This is a genomic window from Candidatus Planktophila lacus (genome assembly GCF_002288325.1).
GTDB lineage: Bacteria > Actinomycetota > Actinomycetes > Nanopelagicales > Nanopelagicaceae > Planktophila > Planktophila lacus.
In genome coordinates this window covers 405,575-428,101 of record NZ_CP016780.1, presented here as the reverse complement: position 1 = coordinate 428,101, position 22,527 = coordinate 405,575, and the positions used below count along the sequence as shown (strand labels likewise).

Sequence of the window (22,527 nt, the reverse complement as noted above, 5' to 3'; positions counted from 1 at the left end):
TAATATGGATCTATTAATCACCAATGCGCGCTATGCGGTAACTTCCAACGGGAGCGATGAGATCTTAGAAAATATCTCGATCGGTATCAAAGACGGCAAGATTGCATATATCGGTACAGATAAACCTGCTGCAACTAAAAGTTATGATGCGTCGGGCAAGTTGATCGCACCAGGTTTAATCAATAGCCACACCCACTTAGGAATGTCGCTATTGCGCGGTTGGGCAGAGGGCGTAAACCTGCAAGGTTTTCTAGAACGCGTCTGGGCCGCTGAAGGTGCGATCATGGATGAGGCAACCTGCGAACTCGGTACCGAACTCGGCGCGCTAGAAGCTTTGTTATCAGGCACAACAACCACGATGGATATGTATTTAAATCCTGCCTCCACACATCGCGCTGCGGTGCGAGTTGGCCTGCGCCATATCGCAGGACCGATCTTCTTTGATTTCCCTGGCTTAGATGGTCTGCAATGGGAGCAACGTATCGAACGGGCGCATCAATGGAAGGCAGTCCTTGCTGAAATCGGCGGACCATATATTCCAACATATTTAATGCCGCATTCAACTTATACAGATTCACCTGAAAACTTAACGCAAGTAGCTGCGATCGCTAAAGAGCTCGGCGCACGTATTCACTTACATGTCTCGGAAACTCAAGCCGAGAATGACGATGTGGCAACGCGTTACGGCAAGACTCCTACCGAAGTTTGTCGCGATACTGGCATCTTGGATGTCCCAACAATCTTCGGCCATGGCGTGCATCTATCGGATTCCGATATGGTGATTGCCGCAAGTAAAGGCGCATCAGTTGGCCATTGCCCGGGCAGTAATTTAAAACTTGGCTCAGGCCTTGCGCGCTTTAATGACCTACGTAAAGCTGGCATCAAAGTTGGTCTTGGCACTGATTCTTGTTCTTCATCTAATGATTTAGATATGTTCTCAGTTATGCGTATGGCAGCCCACGTGGTTGCACTGCGCCAATCCCCTGCCGATGTTGATCTAACTTCTATTGTGCGCGCTGCAACTATCGAAGCAGCGCACGCGGTAGGACTAGCCGACCGCGTGGGAAGTATCGAGATCGGTAAAGAGGCAGATCTCATTGCCATTGATCTTCATGCCGCACATTTAACGCCAGTGCATGATGTCAACGCGCTCTTGGTCTTTGCAGCAGGCCGCGGCGATGTTACAGATGTCTGGGTTGCAGGTGATCAAGTAGTTGCTAACCGAACCAGCACCAAGATCGATCTAACAGATTTGATTAAGCGGGTAAATCATCGAGTAAAAGCGCTGGACCCACTTCGATGAACTTTGCTGGCAACAGCATCCTAATAACCGGTGCCTCTGGCTTCATTGGGAGCTCCTACGTTGATCGCTTTCTAGAACTTGGCTTCACCGTCTGCGCCCAAGTAAATACTGGCGAGATCCATGCCCGTCCAAATTTACATGTCATTGCCGAGGATCTCTCTGTTACCAAATCTGGAATCTCACTAGTGCAAGAAGCGCTGGCGCGTGCAGGAAAGTTAGATTATGTAATCAATAATGCGGCTAACCAAGCGATCCTCGATCCGGCTGCCGCATCGCGCTCTGAAATAGAACTTATGATGCGAATCAACGTTGATGCGCCAAAAGAGATTATCGATGAAGCAGCGAAATCTGGAGTAAAGGTAGTTCTAAATATTTCATCAGTTGAAGCCTTAAATCCCCGCGCGGGCCATGAAATTTATGGCGCAAGTAAGGCGGCATTAGATGTATTAACGCGTTCGGCATCTCGCGCACATGCACCGATGCGCGTACTTGGACTGCGTTTAGGTTTAATCGGTCGCGATGGAATTGATCAGGCCTGGCCAGAAGGCGTTGCTGCTTGGAAGGCTGCAACACCGCTAGGACGTTATGCATCAGCTAGTGAAGTTGTCGGAGTTACTGAATTTTTATTATCTGATGCAAATGCCTGGGCCACCGGAAGTACTTACGACTTCGATGGTGGCTTAGGCGCTAACTCTTGGTAAGCAAAAGAAAAGAGGCCAGGATCGTCTGGCCTCTTTCCTTATCCCTCGCAAGAAAGTATTACTTATAGACGTCAGTCCAGTTCGTAATCTTCAAGATGTACCACTGTCCACCTTCAACAGCCTTGGCCAGGGTTGCATCATCTGCAGCCATATCTGGACGAGCCTTTGCAGGTGTTGCGTGGATCTGAGCTACATACATGTAGTAACTAGCCTTATCGTTCTTTGAAGTACGCAATTCATTGCTGACCTCGATAATTCCCGATGATTCTTCATCTTGAGTGATGTAGTTAGGGCGAGTTGAATCGAAGTACTTTGAGTCGAATTGAGCAATTGTTGCTAGCTTGCCATCGCTAATGCGGTAAGAAACGATACGTGCAACGTGTGCATTGTTGCCTGGATCTTCTTGGATTAGGACGTTTCCAAGTGAATCTACTGCAATGTTATCTGGCTTTGACATGTAGATATCTTCTGAACCATCAAGCAACATCTCTAGAGTTGCGCCGCTTAGTGGCTTTGAAACATCCTTGAAGCGTATGCGCCATAGGGCTCCACCATCACGTGAAACTGTTGGAGTTGCTGGGTTAGCAGCAGTTGCCTTTGGATCCTTATTTGATTCAGTTGTTACGAAGTAGTAATCATTTGGCTTATTTGGATCAAAGTGACCATCTTCAACGCGTGAGAGTTCAATACCCTTAGCGTTGGCTTCGATATTCTGATCCTTACCATTTGCCTTCGTGTTCACTTCAGCGAATGTGATTGGGAAAGGTTTGTTCTTTCCGTACTTTGTGCGGATTTCATTGTCGTTTGCTACAACTGCATCTGCAGTCGCTGCTAGAACGTATGACTTTCCATTTGTAAAGCCCGCTTTTTCATACCAGGCACCAGTCTTGGTCTTTGTTCCGACGTACATCCATTGCTGGCTATCTGTCGCAGCGCCATCTTCGTTGGTCATGAGCACAGTTGTCTTACCCTTAGTTGGCGCAGGGATGACGTTTTCCCAAGCAGCCAACCCAAGAGCTGGAAGCTGAACTAGTTGACCAGTTGTTAAGTTTGTAGCGAATGCGCGAGATTCATCTCCGCCTTCTTCTCCGGCAAGAAACACTGCATCGTTAACGCCGAAGCCAGATGTCTTGTCAAAGAATGATCCTGCTGGAGCTAGAGAACCTGAGCAGAAACGATTAAGTAGATAAGAGTGATTTAGGGTTCCATATGAATCTTTAACCGCAGCACTTGCAGGAGCGCCTGGGTTCTGTCCGTACTTGCCAGATGCGTAGTCATACCAAACGACATCTTTAAATAGATCAACAGCCTTGGTCACCTTACTTGATGCGATGTCATAGGTCATATCGCTCAAGAATGAACCTGAGACGAGGCCACCAGCAGTTGTGCGACCTGCAGCAACAGCGTTAGTTGCGCTCCATTCGTGGTTTGTGATGATGCGAAGTGAGTTTCCGTTCTTGATTACACCTAATCCGTCAGGAATTCCTGGAACTAGGTAGGTGCCGATCATGTCGCCGGCTGAGGTGATTGGAGTGAGTGTTGCTGATGTGGCAACGGCCTCCATGTAAACCGGCGCAGCCGCATTGGCGGGCGCCGCTGAAATTGCTAGAAACGCAGTAGCTGAAATTACAGCAATTCCACGCTTAGCTTTTGAAATATTCACTTTAATTCTCCTCGTTAGAATTTAGTTAGTTGTGGGTTACAACGAGGAGATCTAATCTTTTGATTATTAACAAACAGGTTAACTGAATTGAAGAACCTGTGAACGGCCCGTGTAGAGTGAAAGGCTTGCAGAAGAATTACAGACTTCAAAAAATGAACAAAGCGCCTCCTGAAGGTTAACTCCAGTTGGCGCTCTGTTGCTTTTGTAGCCCCGAAGGGATTCGAACCCTCGTAGCTGACTTGAGAAGCCAGAGTCCTAGGCCGCTAGACGACGGGGCCCTAGTACATTTTTACTGCTCTTTATTGCGGTGGTGCTTGGGTACTGCGCTGGGGTACCAGGACTCGAACCTAGACTTACTGAACCAGAATCAGCAGGGCTGCCAATTACCCCATACCCCATTACAACAGGGGTAAGAATACCCCAAAAATTAAAGCGCTATCGCCGCTGAAATTCGAGCCAGCGACGCATCTTTTCCGAGCAACTCCATCGACTCAAAGAGCGGTGGTGAAATGGTGCTGCCGGTTGTTGCGATACGAACTGCACCGAATGCAATGCGTGGCTTAAGCCCCATCTCTTCAATAAGTGATGTGCGAAGTGCGGCTTCGATGCTCTCGTGGTTCCAAGTTGTAAGCGGTGTTAGCTCAGCAAGTGAACGCTTTAACACGTCCTTTGATGCGCTATCGGTAACCTTTGAAAGCGATGCTTCCTCAACTTTGAAATCCTTAACAAATAAGAAGCGCAACATCGCAGGAACTTCATCCAACTTAACGATGCGCTCTTGAATAAGCGGCAGCGCCTGCTTAACAAGTGCGATCTCAGAATCGCTTCCGGTGATCACATTTGCCTTAGTTAAGAATGGCAGCGACCACTTAAGGAATTCATCAAGGGTTAGGGCACGGATCTTGTCGCCGTTGATCGCTTCCAACTTCTTCATATCAAATCGGGCAGGTGAAGAGTGCACCTTATCTACGGTAAAGAGTTCGCAGAGTTCGGCCATTGTGACATTTTCGCGATCATCTCCAGGTGACCAACCAAGTAGCGCTAAGTAATTACAGATCGCCTCTGGCAAATAACCTTGTTCGCGATACCAAGCAATCGAAACTTCACCGTTGCGCTTAGACAGCTTGGCATTGTCCTGGCCCATAACGAATGGCAGGTGAGCAAAGATTGGATAATCTTCAATAGCAACGCCCATCGCCTGATAAACGCGGATCTGTCGTGGCGTTGAGGAAAGTAGATCTTCTCCGCGCAGTACGTGGGTGACCTTCATCAAAACATCATCGACGGCAACAGCCAGCGTGTAGAGCGGTGAACCATCGGCGCGAACTAGAACGAAGTCAGGTACGAATTTATGATCGAAGGTAACGTCGCCACGGATCTCGTCGGTAAATGTCGTTGTTCCATCAGGCATGCGCATGCGGACAACTGCTTCACGTCCCTGCGCTTTATACGCTGCGATTTGATCAGCAGTTAGCTCGCGGCAGTGGCCGTTGTAACCAGGTGCCACATTTGCAGCGCGTTGTGCTTCGCGTACCGCCTCTAACTCATCTGGTGAGCAGTAGCAGTGGTAAGCATCTTTCTGATCAAGAAACTTCTGCGCCCAGTGTGCGTAGATATCTAAACGCTGCGATTGTAAGTAAGGACCATTTTCGCCACCTACTTCTGGACCCTCATCCCAATTCAAGCCGAGCCATTTCAGAGTATCGATCGCTGCTTGGATGTATTCATCGGTAACGCGAGTTGTATCGGTATCTTCAATACGGAATAAGAATGTGCCACCTGTGTGGCGTGCGTAAGCCCAATCAAAAAGGGCGGTACGGATATTTCCGACGTGTAGGTCGCCAGTTGGTGAAGGTGCGAAACGTACTTTTACCTTTTTAGCAGTTGTATTAGTACTCACGGTTTTGCACTCACCTTATTTGTTAGTTGGCCAAGTCCATCGATTCCGACAACGACGTTGCCACGTTCGATGAGCGGTCCAATTCCTGCTGGGGTTCCGGTGATGATTACATCGCCCGGTAATAAAGTCATGATCTGTGAAACAAAGACCACGATATCGCTGACGCTAAAGATCATCTGATCTAGGGTTGCATCTTGGCGAATCTCGCCATTTACTTCCGAAAATATTCGTTGTGTGCCCGGTACGAAATCAGTTTCAATCCAAGGACCGATTGGGCAGAAGGTATCAAAGCCTTTAGCGCGCGCCCATTGGCCATCGCTCTTCTGTAGCTCGCGACAAGTGATGTCATTAGCCAAGGTGTAACCATAAATAACTTCATGTACGCGCTCTTTTGGCACATCTTTACAGACGCGACCGATAACAACTGCTAGCTCTGCTTCGTAATCAATAGTTGGCGCCATAGCGGGCCAGACAATGGTGTCGCCGGGGCCGATGACAGAAGTATTTGGTTTCAAGAAGATGATTGGTTCTTTCGGAACTTCTGAGCCCATCTCTTTTGCATGATCGGCGTAGTTCTTTCCGACGGCAACGATCTTGCTGCGCGGAATAACTGGGGCAAGCAGGCGAACCTTAGTTAGCTCGACCTTTGCCGCTGTCTTGGTAACGCCGTGATAGATCGGATCGCCTGAGATAACGCTGATCTGATTGTCATCTTCGAGGATGCCGAATAACGGGTCGGTACCTAAACCTGATTCAGGACCTGGTGAGAAGCGAACAATACGCATTGGGCTATCTTACGCCCTTGTCACACTTCCACTTGCATCGATATGAAAGAGCGTTGCTTGCGCTGAGTGTTCCTTGATTACCGCAACTTTGGCATCGGGCAAACCTGCATAGACAACGCCTTCAATTCCAGAAATCTGTGATGCCAAGGCGACAACAAATACCGCTTCAACTGCATCGAGAGTTAATTCAGGTGATGCCACATTTATTGCAACATAGGTGCGACCTGTTGAATCGCGCAGAGCGGCTGCTTGCTTTGCGCCAGAGCGTGCCAAAGTTGATGTAGCAAGAGTTGCTAACTTTTGATCCTCTGGGTTTTCAAAGAGGTTAGCTGAATCAGCATTACTCATGTTCATCAACCTCGCCATCTTTAATGCGTTCAATGATTACCGAACTTATTTTACGACGGCGGCCAACAGGACGCTCTGATGTAATCGACCAACCCAGCATAGAAATTGTGCTTCCTGCGATTGGAACGCGCCCGAGCTTCTGCGCCATCAAGCCACCAATGGTGTCGACATCTTCGAAATCTTCCTTCTCGATCTCGATCTTTAACTCATCGGCAAGATCTTCAATATGCAGCGTCGCTTTTGCGCGAGCCTTGTTTTCATTAATCCAGGTAAATGCTTCTTCGCCATCATCGAATTCGTCAGTAATCTCACCGACGATCTCTTCAATGATGTCTTCAATCGTGATGATTCCGGCAGTTCCACCGTACTCATCCACAACTATCGCTAAGTGGATCTGATCGCGCTGCATCTCTTTTAGCAGTTCAGCCGCGATCTTGATCTCAGGAACGAATACAGCAGGGCGCATATGTTGCTCAACTTTTTCAGTTGTCTCTGCTTCATGATGATCAAGTGCGCGCTTTGCTAAATCTTTAACGTAGGCAATACCGATAATCTTGTCGAGGTTTTCACCGACGACAGGAACGCGTGAATAACCGCTGCGGAGTGCCAGTGATAACGCTTGGCGCAGAGTCTTATCGCCTTCGATCCAGACCATATCTGTGCGGTGAACCATGAGTTCGCGTACCAAGGTGTCGCCGAGTTCAAATACCGAGTGGATCATCTCGTGTTCATCTGATTCCACTAAACCGCGCTCGTGCGCTTGATCTACTAGATCGCGAAGTTCTGCTTCATTGGTAAATGGACCACCACGAAAACCCTTACCTGGTGTTATCGCGTTACCGATTGCAATAAGCAGGTTTGTCACTGGACCCAAGATAAAGGCCAAGAAGTAAGCGACAGATATTCCGGCGCGCGCCCATTTATGTGGTTGCTGGCGACCCAAGGTGCGTGGACCAACGCCGACGACCACATATGAGAGAACAACCATGATGACAACAGTTGCGATCATCGCTTGTGCAGATGAATATTCGCGCAAGAGCGCAACTGCTAGAAGCGCGCCTGCAGAAAATTCGCAGATCTTGCGGACAAGCAGCAACACATTGAGATAGCGCGAAGGATGTTGTGAGTACTTCTTTAGAAGGTGTCCCCCGCGCTTGCTTTCGAGTTCTTCAATTAAGACGCGTGAGATTGAAGTCAGCGCTGATTCAGATGCGGCAAGAAAGCCGGCAAATGCAATTAGAGCAACGATGGCGCTGATATTTACCGCATTCATGCACTTGCCTGCCAGTTCTTAACTAGATCTTCTTGTAGGGCGAACATAACTTTTTCATCTTCCTTGTTGGCGTGGTCATATCCCAAGATATGTAGCAAGCCGTGTGCGGCCAAGATAAAGATTTCGTGTTCGGCAGAGTGTCCGGCAGTTGCTGCTTGGCGCGCTGCCACAGTTGGCGCAATCACAATATCTCCGAGCGTCACCGCATCGCCTGCCGCTGCCGGCATATCCATGGGAAATGAGAGAACATCGGTAGGACCTGGTTCATCCATCCATTTAATGTGTAGTTCGGTCATCTCGTTTTCATCTACAAAAACTAAGTTAACTTCGCATTCTGGGTTTAGCTTTAACTGCGCCAGACTGTGGCCAAGCAAGGTACGCACTTGATCTGCGGGCACGAGTTCGCCAGATTTATTGGTGATTTCTATAGTCATTAGTGGATTTAAATTAGGAGTTTCGGATATTACGAGGTGCGGCCTTTGCCGCATCAAATTTCTCGTAAGCCTTGACGATATCGCCGATCAAGCGGTGGCGAACCACATCTTCTGCAGTTAACTCCATAAATGCGATGTCATCAATATCTTGCAAGATATCGGTGATGACGCGAAGCCCTGACTTTGCTCCATTTGGAAGATCGATCTGTGTCACATCGCCCGTCACGACCATCTTGGAACCAAAACCTAAACGCGTTAAGAACATCTTCATCTGCTCAGGTGTGGTGTTCTGTGCTTCATCCAAGATAATAAATGAATCATTTAAGGTACGGCCACGCATATAAGCCAGCGGTGCTACTTCGATAACCCCGGTCTGAATCAAGCGCGGAATCGAATCAACATCGATCATGTCGTGCAGCGCATCAAAGAGCGGGCGCAGATACGGATCGATCTTCTCGCTTAAAGTGCCAGGTAGAAAACCTAAACTCTCACCGGCTTCAACCGCTGGGCGCGTTAGAACTATTCGATTTACCTTCTTCGCTTGCAAAGCGGCAACCGCTTTCGCCATTGCTAGATAAGTCTTACCGGTACCGGCAGGGCCGATTCCAAAGGTAATGGTGTTATCTTCGATCGCATCAACATAGTGTTTCTGATTTGCCGTCTTTGGTCTGATGGTGCGACCGCGGTTAGAGACGATATTTAAAGATAAGACTTCGGCAGGGCTTTCCGCAGGTTCTTGGCCGAGCATTGCGATACTGCGTGCAACTGCATCAACTGTTAGAGATTGTCCAGAGCGAATAACCAAGGACATCTCAGCAAATAACTTTTCAATTGCTAAGCAATCAATATGTGGTCCGCGCAGAGTTATCTCGTTACTGCGAACTGTGATGTTAACGCTTGGGAAAGCCGCTTCGATCGCTCGTAAGTTGGCATCGTTTGCTCCGATGAGTGAGACCATCGGAATCGCTGGTGGGACGGTTATTAAAGTGCGTTCCATATATCGCTGATACTACTTTTAACCGGGTGGCCAAGCGAGCCCACGCCCGCCCAGCAGATGTAAATGAGCGTGAAAGACGGTCTGCCCAGCATCTGCGCCGGTATTAAAGACGGTGCGGTAGCCATCTAGCTCGCGCTCGGCGGCGATATGGGCGGCTGCGGTGAAAAGATCTGCGGTAATCGTTGGTGACATCTTGGCAAGACCTGCCGCATTTTCAGTATGCACCGTCGGAATCAAAAGCACATGAGTTGGTGCCTGCGGATTCAAATCGTTAAATGCAACAACGTTCTCACTGCGATAAACAATCTCGGCTGGAATCTGTCCCTCAATAATTTTGCAGAAGATGCAATTTGGATCAAGTGCCATGAGCGCGACTATACCTTTACCAAATTCTCAAAGCTGCGTTTAAGCCAGAAAGCGCCGCCATTCCGGCATGAGCCGAACGAAATATTGGGCGCCCTAGTAGTGCAACTTGCGCACCAGCTTTGCTAAAGAGCGCGACTTCCTCATCGGTTAGCCCACCTTCTGGACCAATGATGACTAGAACTTTCTTCGAACCCGGTTTAATCACTTCAGTAAATTTACGTTGTGCGCCTTCGTGCAAAACAATTACCAGATCATAATTTGGAATTTCGGCGGCAATCTTTGCGGCATCCAATACGCCCATGACAAAGGGAATTCGATTACGACGCGTTTGTTTACTGGCTTCGCGCGCAGTGGTGGCTAACTTCTGCATTAGATCGGGAGAGCCTTTACCGATCGAACGCGCCGCAGCCCAGAGCAGAATTACATCGGCGCCGCCTGCAGTATTTAACTCGATAGATTCTTTGATGCGATCGCCCTTGGTAAGCGCCTGTGCGACATGTAGTTCAACAGACAACTTATCTTCATAACCAGTCGATAAGACTTTCACCGTCATATCTTTCTTGCCAACGGTTAAAACTTTTACAACCGACCAACCACCTTGTCCGCTGGACAAAGCAAGTGAATCTCCAACTTGGGTGCGAAGAACGCGAATTGCGTGCGCTGCTTCATCTCCCCCGAATTGGTAAGTACTTCCCACTTTCGTAGGAAGATCGGCGACGAAGAAGAGGCTAAGCATTAGCGACCGAAGGCATCTCTAAATTTGCTAAAGAATCCTTGCTCAAGCCCCTTGATCTTTACATCGCCAGGCTTTTCACCACGGGCTGCTGCAAATTTACGGAGCAGTTCTTCTTGTTCGCGATTTAACTTATGTGGAGTTTGCACCTCAACGTGAACAATTAAATCTCCACGGGTTGCAGCGCGCAGGCGGGTCATACCCTTGCCGCGAACTGGGATCGTTGCCCCGCTCTGTGTTCCGGCGCGAACTTCTACTTCGATCTCGCCATCTAAACATTCAACTTTAACTTTGGTACCAAGAGAAGCTGCAGCAAATGAAACTTCGATTGCTAAATGCAGGTTGTGGCCATCGCGAATTAAGAATGGGTGTTCTGCTTCAACGATTTCAACGTAGAGATCTCCTGCAGGTCCGCCACCGGCTCCGACTTCACCACGACCGGCTAGTTGAATACGGTTGCCGGTTTCAACACCTGCGGGAATTTTGACGTTTATATTTTGACGAGCGCGTACGCGGCCATCGCCAGCACATTCACGGCATGGATTTTGAATTACGCTGCCAAAGCCCTGACACGCAGAACATGGACGCGAAGTCATAACTTGTCCTAAGAAAGAACGCTGAACTTGTTGAGTTTCACCGCGACCTTTACAGACCTGACACATTGCAGGTGCTGAAGCATCGGCAGAACCCTGTCCGTTGCACTTGGTACAGGCGACTGCGCTTTCTACCGAGATGTCGCGTTCAGTTCCGAAGCAGGCTTCATTTAAATCAACTTCAACGCGGATTAAGGCATCTTGTCCTTGGCGCATACGTGGACGTGGTCCGCGGTTTCCACCGCCACCGAAGAAGGCATCCATGATGTCGCTAAATCCACCGCCACCAAATCCACCACCGAAACCAGAACCGCCCATGTCATATGACTGACGTTTCTGCGGATCACTTAAAACTTCATAGGCGGCAGTTACTTCTTTAAATTTATCTTGTACTGCAGGATCAGGATTTACATCGGGATGCAGTTCGCGCGCAATTTTGCGATAAGCCTTTTTAATTTCGTCTGAACTTGCCCCACGATCAACGCCAAGTGTTTGGTAATGATCAGCCATTTATTGTGGGCCTTCCGTAATGTAGCGCCCAACATAACGAGCCACTGCAGAGACTGCTGCCATCGAGCCTGCGTAATCCATACGCGTTGGCCCAAGAATGCCGAGCGCTCCAACTGGAGACTCCGCTGCGCCATAACCAACTGTGACAAGGGATGTTTGACGTAAATTACTTTCACTCTGTTCGCCGCCGATGCGCACCTTAACGGTGTCATTGGCATCGCCAAGTAAGCGCAGTAGAACAACTTGTTCTTCTAATGCTTCAAGGATTGGTGATAAAGATGTTCCTAAATCTTCTCCAGAACGGGCCAAGTTCGCGGTTCCAGAAATTGTCATCTTTTCGCTACCAGAGCCTTCGCCAGTTATGGGATAGGTAATTACTGCAACCTGCTTGGTTAGATCTGCCAACAACTTGGCTGATCTCTTCATCAATTGATCCAAGTTATTTGCTTCATCTAAAAAAGTTTCAATCGCACGGCGTTCGGCAGATGACATCGGCTTCACCGTTGCTAACTTATCTACGAAGACGCGATAACCGAGATCAGTTGGAATACGTCCGGCAGATGTATGCGGATGAGTGATTAGCCCTTCATCTTCCAGAACTGCCATCTCGTTGCGGATTGTTGCTGGCGAGAGCCCGAGCGATGTCTTATCGGCAATCGCCTTAGAGCCAACCGGTTCTTGGGTAGCTACGTACTCATCAACGATGGCGCGCAAAATCTCGAGTCGGCGTTGTGATTGCATAGCTTTTTCTATAGTTCTTTTCTCTTATTAGTCTCTAGATCAAAACTAGCGCGATAGAAATTAAAGTTAAGAGGAAGAAGGCAGGGAATGCAGTCTTTGCCTTATTTGCCTTGAAGTGAACAAATATTGCACCGGCCATGGTAAACCAAAGTCCAACGAGTGGGAAGTAAGCCATCCAATTCCACTTGAGGCCAAGAATTAAGCCAAGTGCCAATAGCGCTTCGAAGAAGCCAATAACGCGCGCGATTCCATCTTTAACATTTACATCGCGGGTGCCAGATAGGCCCTTATCGTTGCCGCTAGCTTTAGAAAGGCCAGAGATAACAAATACGACGGCGAGAAATGCCAGGATGATCGTTGCGCTAGTAGTCATGGGCTAAAGGTACTACAGGCGCTTAGCCCAGCGCCTCTCGGACTAAACGATCGGCGATTAACCGCCCTTGTGCTGTTAATTGGAAGGCACCTTCAATTAACTCTAGATGGCCCGATGATTTATATGCTTCTAAATTTTCTTTTGCACTATCTGTCAATAGCGAGAGCGCCAAACCAGTACGCATCCGAATCGCCAACATAATTGATTCATCACGTAATTGTTCAACTGTTAAATCCTCTGAATCTGCAATTGGTGATTCGCCAGCAAATAACTTCTGTTTGTAAGCAGTTGGATGCTTTACATTCCAGAATCGTTTGCGATCAACATGTGAATGCGCTCCCGGCCCAAGACCCCACCAATTAGCGCTCTTCCAATACGCAATATTGTGCAGGCACTCTTTGCCAGGCTTTGCCCAGTTAGATAGTTCATACCAATTCAAACCTGCAGCGTTACACATCTGATCAACTAGCAAATACATATCAGCCATCAGATCATCATTTGGCATAGTTAACTCACCGCGTTTGATCTGCGCCGCAAGTTTGGTGCCGGTCTCAACGATTAGCGCGTAAGCGCTGATGTGATCGATATCCAGCGATAGCGCCTCCGTTACGGTGCTGCGCCAATCTTCCAGTGATTCACCAGGTGTTCCGTAAATTAGATCAACGCTTATGCTTTCAAATCCAGCAGCTCGTGCCATATCAACTGCGCGCTTTACATTTGCCGGATTGTGGGTGCGATCAAGCACCGCTAGAACATGAGGTTGCGCAGATTGCATACCGAATGAGATGCGATTAAAACCTGCGGCGAGATAGGCAGATAACTTCTCTTGCGTTACTGAATCTGGATTTGCCTCAAGTGTTATCTCGCAATCAGCAGTTAAACCATTGCGCGCCTTGATCGCGGTGATTACTCGACCGAGATCATGGGCCGGCAATAGCGAAGGCGTACCTCCCCCAAAGAAGATTGTCGGAACTTGATCTTTAGGAGCGCTCTCTAGCTCACGCAAAACTGCGTCGATGTAATCGTTAGAGACGATCTCAAGGGTTGCGCCATCTTGGAGTTCAGAAGGTGTGTAGGTATTGAAGTCGCAATATCCGCAGCGCTTAATGCAGTACGGGATATGTACGTAGAATGAGAGCACGATCAGTCTTGCTTACGCGCGGCTTTAATCTTTTCGATATCAGCATCTGTGGCAAGGGCTGCAACGAAGGCTTCTTGCGGAACTTCAACGCGTCCCACCATCTTCATGCGCTTCTTACCTTCCTTCTGCTTTTCCAGAAGTTTGCGCTTACGAGAAATATCTCCACCGTAACACTTAGCAAGAACATCTTTACGGATCGCGCGGATGCTCTCGCGCGCGATGATGCGTGAACCAATAGCGGCTTGAATAGGAACTTCGAACTGTTGGCGCGGAATAAGTTCGCGAAGTTTGCCGGTCATCATTACGCCATATGAGTAAGCCTTATCGCGGTGAACGATTGCGCTAAAGGCATCTACTGCCTCGCCCTGGAGCAAGATATCGACCTTAACGAGATTGCCTTCTTCGTCACCGAGTTCTTCGTAATCAAGTGAGGCATAACCCTTGGTGCGGCTCTTTAGCTGATCGAAGAAATCGAAGACAATTTCAGCAAGTGGCAAGGTGTAGCGAATTTCCACGCGATCTTCCGAGATGTAATCCATCCCCTGCATCGTGCCGCGACGTTCTTGGCAGAGCTCCATGATTGTGCCGATGTATTCAGATGGCGCAAGGATGGTGCACTTTACGATCGGTTCTTTGACGTAATTGATCTTGCCATCAGGAAATTCTGACGGGTTGGTAACGATAAATTCTTTGCCATCTTCTAGCATCACGCGATAGACCACGTTTGGGGCGGTTGAAATCAAACTGATTCCGGATTCGCGCTCTAGACGCTCGCGCACGATCTCCATATGCAAAAGACCGAGGAAACCGCAGCGGAAACCAAAGCCAAGTGCTGCAGAGCTCTCTGGTTCATAAACAAGGGCTGCGTCGTTTAACTGCAACTTATCTAGCGCATCGCGAAGTAAAGGAAAATCTGCGCCATCTAGTGGGAAGAGACCAGAGAAGACCATTGGCTTGGGATCTTTATAACCAGCAAGTGCGGTCTTTGTTGGGTTTTGATAGTTAGTGACAGTGTCACCAACACGTGACTGTCGAACATCTTTTACACCGGTAATTAAATAACCTACTTCGCCAACGCCTAAACCTTTACTTGGTAGTGGCTCTGGTGAGATAACGCCGACTTCAAGTGCTTCATGTCGAACGCCAGTTGAGAACATTTGAATCTGTTCGCGTGGATTAAGGCGTCCATCGATAACGCGAACATAGGTAACCACACCGCGATATGAGTCATATACAGAGTCGAAGATAAGTGCGCGCGCAGGTGCGTTGGCATCGCCAACTGGTGCGGGAATCTGTGCAACGATTTGATCTAGAAGGTCGGCAACGCCATCGCCAGTTTTTCCAGATACACGTAAGCAATCTTCTGGTTGACAACCGATTAAGCGGGCAAGTTCTGCCGCAAACTTTTCGGGCTGCGCATTTGGGAGATCGATCTTATTTAGAACAGGAATAATCGTTAGGTTGTTCTCCATCGCCAAGTAAAGGTTGGCAAGAGTCTGCGCTTCGATTCCTTGGGCGCAATCCACGAGCAACACTGCGCCTTCGCATGCTGCGAGCGAGCGCGAAACTTCGTAGGTAAAGTCAACGTGCCCAGGAGTATCGATCATATTGAGGATGTATTCCTGGCCATCGATACCGCTGCGCCATGGCAGACGGACCGCTTGCGATTTAATGGTGATGCCGCGTTCGCGTTCGATATCCATGCGATCTAGATATTGCGCGCGCATATTGCGAGCTTCTACAACTTCGGTGATGCCGAGCATGCGATCTGCCAGCGTTGATTTGCCGTGATCGATATGGGCGATGATGCAGAAGTTACGTATCTGCGCGGGGTTTGTCGCTGCCGGTTGCGGAGCCTTGGCAATTGGAATTGCAGGCACTTATGCGACCTCTAACTTAACTTGGGCTTTAATTCTGGTGGAAAGAAAATTAACGAGCGCCGGCTTTGGCAGCTGCCTTAGCCATTGAAGACTTCTTATTTGCTGCAGTGTTACGGTGAACAACACCCTTTGCTACTGCAACATCTAGAGCCTTTGAAGCGGCGCGGAGTTCAGTCGTGGTTGTTGCTGCATCGCCCTTTACGACTGCTTCGCGGAATTTGCGAACAGCGGTCTTTACAGATGAAGAGACAGACTTGTTGCGAGCTTGCGCCTTGTTATTGGTCTTAACGCGCTTGATCTGCGACTTGATATTTGCCACGTGTATTACTCCGAACGTTTAAAGCTTGGATGACCCTTTTGGTAATCTCAGCAGAGGCGTAGGTTATCAGCGCAGGGGGCGCAGGCTCAAATTGAGTTGAAATCCCCGCCTGACTTAGGACTTATCTGGGAGTTATCTAGCAGCGCGGGCGGCGGTAATCGTGGCCAAGGCTTTTTCGAGGGCATAGATCGGATCTGTCGCTGCTCCCTTTACCTGTGCATCTGCCAGAGCGATCGCTTGAACCGCCTTGGAAAGTGCGCGCGGTGTCCAACCTTGCAATTGGCGACGGGCTTTATCAATCTGCCAAGGCGCCATACCGAGTTGTCCGGCAAGTTCGAAAGATTTAGCACCGGTGGCAGAACCAGAAACTTTTGCCAGGCTGCGAAGTGCGGATGCGATTGCCGATGTCACCATTACTGGATCTGTGCCAGTTTCAATTGCGCTGCGCAATGAAATCAACGCAGTTGGTAAGTTGCCATCAATAGTTGCATCAGCAACATCAAAGCCAGTTGTCTCAACGCGGCCTTGGTGGAATTCATCGATGTATTTTTCATCAATTACTCCCGCAGGTGCATCGAGTGCGATCTGGGAAACTGCTTGTTGTAGTTCGCGCATATCTCCGCCGAGTGCACCGACAAGGGCTGCAACTGCGCCAGGTGATGCCTTGCGGCCAGAATCTAGAAATAGCTCTTTAACAAATTGCTCTTTTTCAGCATCTTTCTTTAGCGGCTCGCAGGCAATTATTTCGGGCTTAACTTTCTTAATCGCATCAAGTAGCGCCTTGCCTTTTACGCCGCCTTTATGGATAAAGATCACCGTGGTTGTGGCATCTGGCTCTGGCAGATAGCGAGTTATTTCATCACGAGATTCTTCAGGTAGATCTTGCAGATCTTTAATGATCAGCGCGCGACGTTCAGAAAATAGTGATGGGGCAAGTGCATCAGAGATATCTCCGACAATCGCATCTGCGGCCGAGATAGTGGTTACTTCCGCTTTTTCCTCTTTTAACTGTGCAGAAATTTTAGAGAGCGCGCGATCTGCCAGCGCCGCTTCAGAGCCAAGGATGAGATAGAAATCGTTCATCGCAGCTCCTCATCTACTTAAATTATTTTAGAAAATCATTCCCAACGGAGAAAGGTTAACTTCGATCTGCTGGTTCGCACCTTAAGGCGATGGTTACGGGCGCTAATTGCGATCGCGCCATCTCTGTCGGTACGCAGTACTTTAGCGCCTGTCGCCTCCAATAGTTCAAGGGTGGCAGGCGCTGGATGGCCATAACTATTTCCCGCGCCAACGCTAATCATCGCAACTTGTGGCGAAAGCGCCTTGGTAAAGATCTCATCTTGATAAGCCGAACCGTGATGGCAGACTTTATAGATATCTACTTCGCGTGTAGTCGATGCGATCATGCTTTGCGATAACGGCTCCATATCGCCACCTGCAAATAAGGTGTAATCCTTAGTTGTAATTCGCACCGCGATACTTGAGTTATTGGGATCGTAACTTCCAGAATCTGGCCATAAGACTTCAATATCAACTGGGCCTTGCGTGCTTTGCAATTGCGCACGTGCACCACGCTTTACATTTTGATACCAAGTCAGGCCAATCTTGCGCCCCTTGGTTACACCTGGCCAACCCGCGATGTGATCTGCATGGCCATGGGTAATTATCAAAAGCGGAATCTCGCGAACACCGAGTTGTTTTAAACAACGATCAATCAACTCTGGGTCGGGACCGGTATCAATCACTATTGCGCGGTGGTTGCCTAAGTTAATCGCGGCGCCATCGCCTTGTCCGATATCGCAATTAGCAACCTGCCACTGCCCTGCTGGAAAACGTTGCATGTAAGAAAGGCTCAGCACTAATACAACAACAGTTACTACCAACCGCTTTGGCGCTAGCAAAAAGAGGGCAATAACTACTGCAATAACTAGAAAACCAATCAAACCTTTCTGCAGAGTTAAGACGCGATAACCAGCGGCCCAATCAGCAACCCAGGCGATCCAGATCGCTAAAGGTTTAACGCAGGTAATTAGCAAGGTAGAAAGTTGCGGAAAGAGTGGTGAAATCAGCGCTGCGATAAAGCCGGTGATAGTTATCGGTGCAACGGCAGGTGCGGCAAAGAGATTTGCAAACAAGGATGCGGGAGATAGAAAGCCCGACAAAGCAACGATGACAGGTGCGCAGAAGACCATCGCTGCAATCGGTGGTGCAGCAGCTTGCGCCAATAACTTCGGAACACCTCGTGCAAAGAAATTGGTAACCCGCGGGGCATAGAGCAGCAGCCCTGCAGTTGCTAGAACTGAGAGTGCAAAACCTGGTTCGCGCGCCTGCCAGGGATCGCCAACTACAACAAGTGCGATCGCAAATCCCAACGCCGGCAATGAATCAGCACCGCGCCTGGTTCCATAAGAGATAAGTAATACCGCAGCCATTGCTGCAGCACGCAGAACGGATGGTGAAGGACGAACCAGTGCGATAAAACAAATAAGCGCGATCGCAGTGGCAATAATGCGAAAGCGCATACTGCGAAAGAGAAATTGCATGCACCATAAGACAAATGCCGAAACGATCGCAAAGTTGGCACCACTTACTGCTACTAGATGCGTTAACCCAGATCTACGCATATCGCTCTTGAATTGATCGCTCTGCAGTGAGGTATCCCCCAGAACCATTCCGGGGATAAGCGATGCGCCATCTCCTGAACCACTTGCGTTGCGAAGTCCTAAACGGATCGCCGCTAAAGATTTTGCCCATGAACTTGCTTCGGTAGTTGCTGTAACCGAACCGCGTGCAATCAAGAGCGCACCAGTGCGCGCCTCTTTACTCTCTAAGACACTGGCGCTTAAAGAAATCCACTGACCTGGAAGCAAGCCAACCACGCTCTTATCGGAGGTAATAATCCGCACTGGAGTTCGCAGATTGAATTTTTCGCTGCCACTATCAATCTGCCGTAGCGATGCTAGAAAGCTAAAGCTCGGTGGCAGGAAGATCTGTCCGCTGACGCGCTTGGCGGTGCGCTGCGGATCGGTAGTTATTAGCGCCTTTACTTCAACGGTACTTTGAAAGTAATTGGCAACCGCGCTCGATTCCAGACTCTGCTGGCGCATCGACATAACCACTGAACCCAAAGTCAGCGCAATTACCAGAACGATTACCCGGCGCTTCTTCTGCGAAAGCGCCAGCAAAACAAAGCAGATGGCGCCGAGAGAAATTCGCCACGGCGCCATCCAACTTTGCGTAAGTGCACCAACCCAAACCGCGCCTCCCAAAGCTAGGGCGCGGTAATCAATTAGACGCGTAACTTCTCTTTAAATTGTCCGTATTTAGCAGTCCCTATACCAGAGACCTTAAGCAGATCTTCAACTGTTAAGAACGGGCCATTTATTTTTCGATAGGCAACGATGCGCGCGGCAAGTACGGGGCCGATTCCATCAAGTGTCTCGAGCTCTTTTGCACTGGCGCGATTTAGCGAGATTGGGCCGGTTACCTTCGCCTTGGCGCGCTGTGGCGATACGCGCGCAGCGCTGCCACCTTTCTGCGGTGGATATATGTAAACCTGTTCGCCATCTTTAATAATCCGTGCCAGATTTATATCTGAAACATCAGCGCCCTTTACGGTATCTCCGGCCGCCTTTATCGCATCGATTACTCGCGAATTAATTGGCAGTGAGTAAACGCCGGGTTTTGTAACAGCGCCTGCGACATCAACGGTTACCTGCGCAACGCTTTCGACCATAGTTAATTCAGGTGCAACGACTTCGATTTCTTGCGAAGTGCCGCGGACTACAAAGAAGGCAGATGTTGCAACAACAATTGCAGAAAGCGCGAGCAGTGAGCGTTTCTGGGGCGAGGTGAAGGAGATATGGCTCCACCAGGAGCGAAAGTTTTCAAGTATGGAATTCATGGCCCAGATTGTGCAGGGCTTTAACTTTGTTGATAAAAGAAGATAAGTAGGTTGTGGCTAAATAACGATCTAAAGAACGATATTTACGATCTTTGGAGCGCGCGCGATAACTTTCTTCGGCGTTGCACCATTTAACTCAGCGGCAATTGTTGGGTGGGCTAGCGCTAACGCTTCGATCTCGGCATCGGTAATTGTTGGTGGAACTTCGATGCGCTCTTTGATCTTGCCGTTGATCTGAATAACAGCTTCCACAGCATCTGCAACCAATAGTTTTTCATCCACAACTGGCCATCCGGCAGTTGCAATCGCTGGCTTATGGCCTAGGCGATCCCACATTTCTTCAGCGGTAAATGGAGCAACAAGTGAGAGCATGATCGCAATTGCTTCAACTGCTTCACGAACTGCAGGATCTGCAGCTCCTGGACCTGAATCAATCGCCTTACGCGTTGCATTTACTAACTCCATAACGCGCGCGATGGCAACGTTAAAGCGGAAGGATTCAACGGCGAATGCGGCATCGTGCAAAGCTTTATGCGTTGCTTTACGAAGTGCGATATCGCCAGATGCGAAGTCAACGCCCGGCTTTGATGTGACATCGCCCGATAAACGCCAAGCGCGACTTAAGAATTTAACCGAACCAGATGGTGAAACATCGGCCCAATCAACATCATCTTCAGGCGGACCTGAGAAGACCATTGATAAACGGATCGCATCGACGCCATGGTTTTCGAGTTCATCAGAGAGACGAACCAAGTTGCCACGTGATTTCGACATCGCAGAACCATCCATAACAACCATGCCTTGATTTAGCAGGCGGGTAAATGGTTCGGTAAAGCCAAGCATTCCGATGTCATGCAAAACTTTTGTGAAGAAACGTGAATAAAGCAGGTGCAAGATTGCATGGGTTACGCCACCAACATATTGATCAACTGGCAACCAGGTATCGATATCGGCGCGTGAGAATGGTTCGTTATGGTTAGTTGAAGATGGATAACGCAGGAAGTACCAAGAAGAATCAACGAAGGTATCCATGGTGTCGGTATCGCGAAGCGCTGCTGCGCCACACTTTGGACAAGAGGTATTTACCCAATCAGTTGCCGCAGCAAGTGGTGATTGACCCTTTGGCTTTAGATCAAGACCTTTAGCATCAGGAAGCGTTAAAGGTAATTGATCTGCGGGAACTGGAACTTCGCCGCACTTTTCGCAGTGAACGATTGGAATTGGTGTGCCCCAGTAACGCTGGCGCGAAACCAGCCAATCGCGCAGACGGTAATTGCGCGCTGATTTTCCGAGTCCATCTGCCTCTAACTGCTTATTGATTGCAGATATTGCATCTGTTTTGTTAAGTCCATTTAGAGAGCCTGAATTAATCATCTTGCCATCGCCAGTTGTGGCAACGCCTGAAACGCTTGGATCTTCTTCATCGCTTTGTACAACAACGCGCACTGGAAGTTTCATTGCACGGGCAAAATCTAAGTCGCGTTGATCGTGCGCTGGAACGGCCATGATCGCACCGGTTCCGTAATCAGCTAAAACATAATCAGATACCCAGATCGGTAACTTCTCACCATTTACTGGGTTGATCGCATAACGCTGCAAGAAGACACCGCTCTTTGGGCGATCTGTTGCCAGGCGATCAATATCAGAGGCAGCCTTTACGGATTCAAGATACGTTTTAAATTCACTTTCGGCAGGTGTGCCGCTAGCAAGTTCTGCCGCGAGCTCAGAGTCAACAGCAACGACCATAAAGGTAGCGCCGTACAAAGTATCTGGGCGGGTTGTGTAAATCGTTACAGGTTCTGTGCGGCCTTCGATAACGAAGTTAACGTTGGCACCTTGTGAGCGACCGATCCAGTTGCGCTGCATCGTAAGGACTTTATCTGGCCACTTACCTTCGAGTTTTTTCATATCATCGAGCAAACGATCGGCGTAATCGGTGATCTTGAAGTACCACTGGTTCAACTTCTTCTTAGTTACTGCAGTATCGCAACGTTCGCAAAGGCCAGCAACAACTTGCTCGTTGGCAAGAACTGTCTGACAGCCTGGACACCAGTTAACGGCGCTATCTTTACGGTAAGCAAGACCGCGCTTGTGAAGTTCGATAAATAACCATTGGTTCCATTTGTAGTACTCAGGATCGCAAGTGTTAAAGACGCGATCCCAGTCGAAAGAACAGGCATAGCGACGCATCGATGCTTTCTGCGTCGCAATGTTTTCGTAGGTCCAGATGCGCGGATCTTCATTGCGCTTAATGGCAGCGTTTTCAGCAGGTAGACCGAAGGCATCCCAACCGATTGGGTGCATGACGTTAAAACCTTTTTGGATCCAGTAACGCGCGATTACATCGCCAAGTGCATATGCCTCAGCGTGGCCCATATGTAGATCACCAGAGGGATAAGGAAACATATCCAAGACATATTTCTTAGGGCGCAGATCGCCTGCGCGACCTGATTTAAATGGTTCTAACTTGTCCCAAACTGGAAGCCACTTTTCTTGCACATAGGCGAAGTCATACGCAGCATGCGTTTGTTCATCGCGTGGAGTGGTCATTAACTTAGTT

The 22,527-nt window shown here is 48.9% G+C and carries 21 protein-coding genes and 2 tRNA genes; 2 read left to right on the top strand and 21 right to left on the bottom strand.

The genetic code is table 11. The features are described 5' to 3' along the window. Positions 1-4 precede the first annotated feature (4 nt). Together A1sIIB106_RS02155 and A1sIIB106_RS02150 are read left to right on the top strand one after the other, a co-directional pair. On the top strand, positions 5-1,303 hold the full coding sequence (locus A1sIIB106_RS02155; RefSeq protein WP_095677220.1) for an amidohydrolase family protein: 1,299 nt from the start codon (positions 5-7) through the stop codon (positions 1,301-1,303). Then, positions 1,300-2,004 (top strand): SDR family NAD(P)-dependent oxidoreductase, encoded by a 705-nt coding sequence (locus A1sIIB106_RS02150; RefSeq protein ID WP_095677219.1) that lies wholly within the window; start codon positions 1,300-1,302, stop codon positions 2,002-2,004. The genes A1sIIB106_RS02155 and A1sIIB106_RS02150 overlap by 4 nt, the downstream gene beginning before the upstream one ends. Before the next feature lie 58 nt (positions 2,005-2,062). Here A1sIIB106_RS02150 and A1sIIB106_RS02145 read toward each other — a convergent pair whose 3' ends face one another. The 21 genes from A1sIIB106_RS02145 to leuS form a co-directional block, all read right to left on the bottom strand. Further along, positions 2,063-3,667: an alkaline phosphatase PhoX gene (locus tag A1sIIB106_RS02145; protein ID WP_095677218.1), complete on the bottom strand. Its 1,605-nt coding sequence runs from the start codon at positions 3,665-3,667 to the stop codon at positions 2,063-2,065. Between the two features lie 205 nt (positions 3,668-3,872). Next, positions 3,873-3,945 (bottom strand) — tRNA-Glu (locus A1sIIB106_RS02140). 48 nt (positions 3,946-3,993) lie between these two features. Then, positions 3,994-4,065 (bottom strand) — tRNA-Gln (locus A1sIIB106_RS02135). 29 nt (positions 4,066-4,094) lie between these two features. After that, the gene (gene gltX / locus A1sIIB106_RS02130) at positions 4,095-5,567 is read right to left on the bottom strand and encodes a glutamate--tRNA ligase (RefSeq protein WP_095677217.1); all 1,473 of its coding nucleotides are present in this window, start codon (positions 5,565-5,567) and stop codon (positions 4,095-4,097) included. Further along, a complete protein-coding gene (locus A1sIIB106_RS02125) occupies positions 5,564-6,352 on the bottom strand; it encodes a fumarylacetoacetate hydrolase family protein (protein ID WP_095677216.1) in 789 nt (262 codons plus the stop codon). Before A1sIIB106_RS02125 ends, gltX begins: the two co-directional genes overlap by 4 nt. Positions 6,353-6,361: 9 nt before the next feature. Then, positions 6,362-6,700, bottom strand: a complete 339-nt coding sequence (locus A1sIIB106_RS02120) for a cytidine deaminase (protein WP_095677215.1) — start codon at positions 6,698-6,700, stop codon at positions 6,362-6,364. Continuing rightward, positions 6,693-7,973, bottom strand: coding sequence for a hemolysin family protein (locus A1sIIB106_RS02115; RefSeq protein WP_095677214.1), 1,281 nt, complete (start codon positions 7,971-7,973; stop codon positions 6,693-6,695). Before A1sIIB106_RS02115 ends, A1sIIB106_RS02120 begins: the two co-directional genes overlap by 8 nt. After that, entirely contained in the window at positions 7,970-8,407 is a 438-nt protein-coding gene (ybeY, locus tag A1sIIB106_RS02110) for an rRNA maturation RNase YbeY (RefSeq protein ID WP_095677213.1), read from the bottom strand. Before ybeY ends, A1sIIB106_RS02115 begins: the two co-directional genes overlap by 4 nt. A 13-nt stretch (positions 8,408-8,420) precedes the next feature. Next, positions 8,421-9,404, bottom strand: coding sequence for a PhoH family protein (locus A1sIIB106_RS02105; RefSeq protein ID WP_095677212.1), 984 nt, complete (start codon positions 9,402-9,404; stop codon positions 8,421-8,423). Positions 9,405-9,422: 18 nt separating this feature from the next. Then, complete coding sequence (locus tag A1sIIB106_RS02100) at positions 9,423-9,770, bottom strand: histidine triad nucleotide-binding protein (RefSeq protein WP_095677211.1); 348 nt, start codon at positions 9,768-9,770, stop codon at positions 9,423-9,425. A gap of 16 nt (positions 9,771-9,786) precedes the next feature. Further along, positions 9,787-10,506, bottom strand: coding sequence for an RsmE family RNA methyltransferase (locus A1sIIB106_RS02095; protein WP_095677210.1), 720 nt, complete (start codon positions 10,504-10,506; stop codon positions 9,787-9,789). Next, positions 10,506-11,606, bottom strand: a complete 1,101-nt coding sequence (dnaJ, locus tag A1sIIB106_RS02090; protein WP_095677209.1) for a molecular chaperone DnaJ — start codon at positions 11,604-11,606, stop codon at positions 10,506-10,508. Before dnaJ ends, A1sIIB106_RS02095 begins: the two co-directional genes overlap by 1 nt. Next, on the bottom strand, positions 11,607-12,347 hold the full coding sequence (locus tag A1sIIB106_RS02085) for an HrcA family transcriptional regulator (protein WP_095677208.1): 741 nt from the start codon (positions 12,345-12,347) through the stop codon (positions 11,607-11,609). Between the two features lie 34 nt (positions 12,348-12,381). Continuing rightward, on the bottom strand, positions 12,382-12,720 hold the full coding sequence (locus tag A1sIIB106_RS02080) for a DoxX family protein (protein ID WP_095677207.1): 339 nt from the start codon (positions 12,718-12,720) through the stop codon (positions 12,382-12,384). Positions 12,721-12,742: 22 nt separating this feature from the next. After that, on the bottom strand, positions 12,743-13,864 hold the full coding sequence (gene hemW / locus A1sIIB106_RS02075) for a radical SAM family heme chaperone HemW (protein WP_095677206.1): 1,122 nt from the start codon (positions 13,862-13,864) through the stop codon (positions 12,743-12,745). After that, positions 13,864-15,741, bottom strand: coding sequence for a translation elongation factor 4 (gene lepA / locus A1sIIB106_RS02070; protein ID WP_095670857.1), 1,878 nt, complete (start codon positions 15,739-15,741; stop codon positions 13,864-13,866). Before lepA ends, hemW begins: the two co-directional genes overlap by 1 nt. Positions 15,742-15,790: 49 nt before the next feature. Next, on the bottom strand, positions 15,791-16,060 hold the full coding sequence (rpsT, locus tag A1sIIB106_RS02065; protein WP_095670856.1) for a 30S ribosomal protein S20: 270 nt from the start codon (positions 16,058-16,060) through the stop codon (positions 15,791-15,793). Positions 16,061-16,192: 132 nt separating this feature from the next. Beyond that, the gene (holA, locus tag A1sIIB106_RS02060) at positions 16,193-17,143 is read right to left on the bottom strand and encodes a DNA polymerase III subunit delta (protein WP_095670855.1); all 951 of its coding nucleotides are present in this window, start codon (positions 17,141-17,143) and stop codon (positions 16,193-16,195) included. Between the two features lie 35 nt (positions 17,144-17,178). Further along, positions 17,179-19,290: a ComEC/Rec2 family competence protein gene (locus A1sIIB106_RS02055; protein ID WP_095677842.1), complete on the bottom strand. Its 2,112-nt coding sequence runs from the start codon at positions 19,288-19,290 to the stop codon at positions 17,179-17,181. 62 nt (positions 19,291-19,352) lie between these two features. Continuing rightward, positions 19,353-19,967, bottom strand: coding sequence for a ComEA family DNA-binding protein (locus A1sIIB106_RS02050; protein ID WP_095677205.1), 615 nt, complete (start codon positions 19,965-19,967; stop codon positions 19,353-19,355). Positions 19,968-20,036: 69 nt separating this feature from the next. After that, on the bottom strand, positions 20,037-22,517 hold the full coding sequence (leuS, locus tag A1sIIB106_RS02045) for a leucine--tRNA ligase (protein WP_095677204.1): 2,481 nt from the start codon (positions 22,515-22,517) through the stop codon (positions 20,037-20,039). Positions 22,518-22,527: the final 10 nt, after the last annotated feature.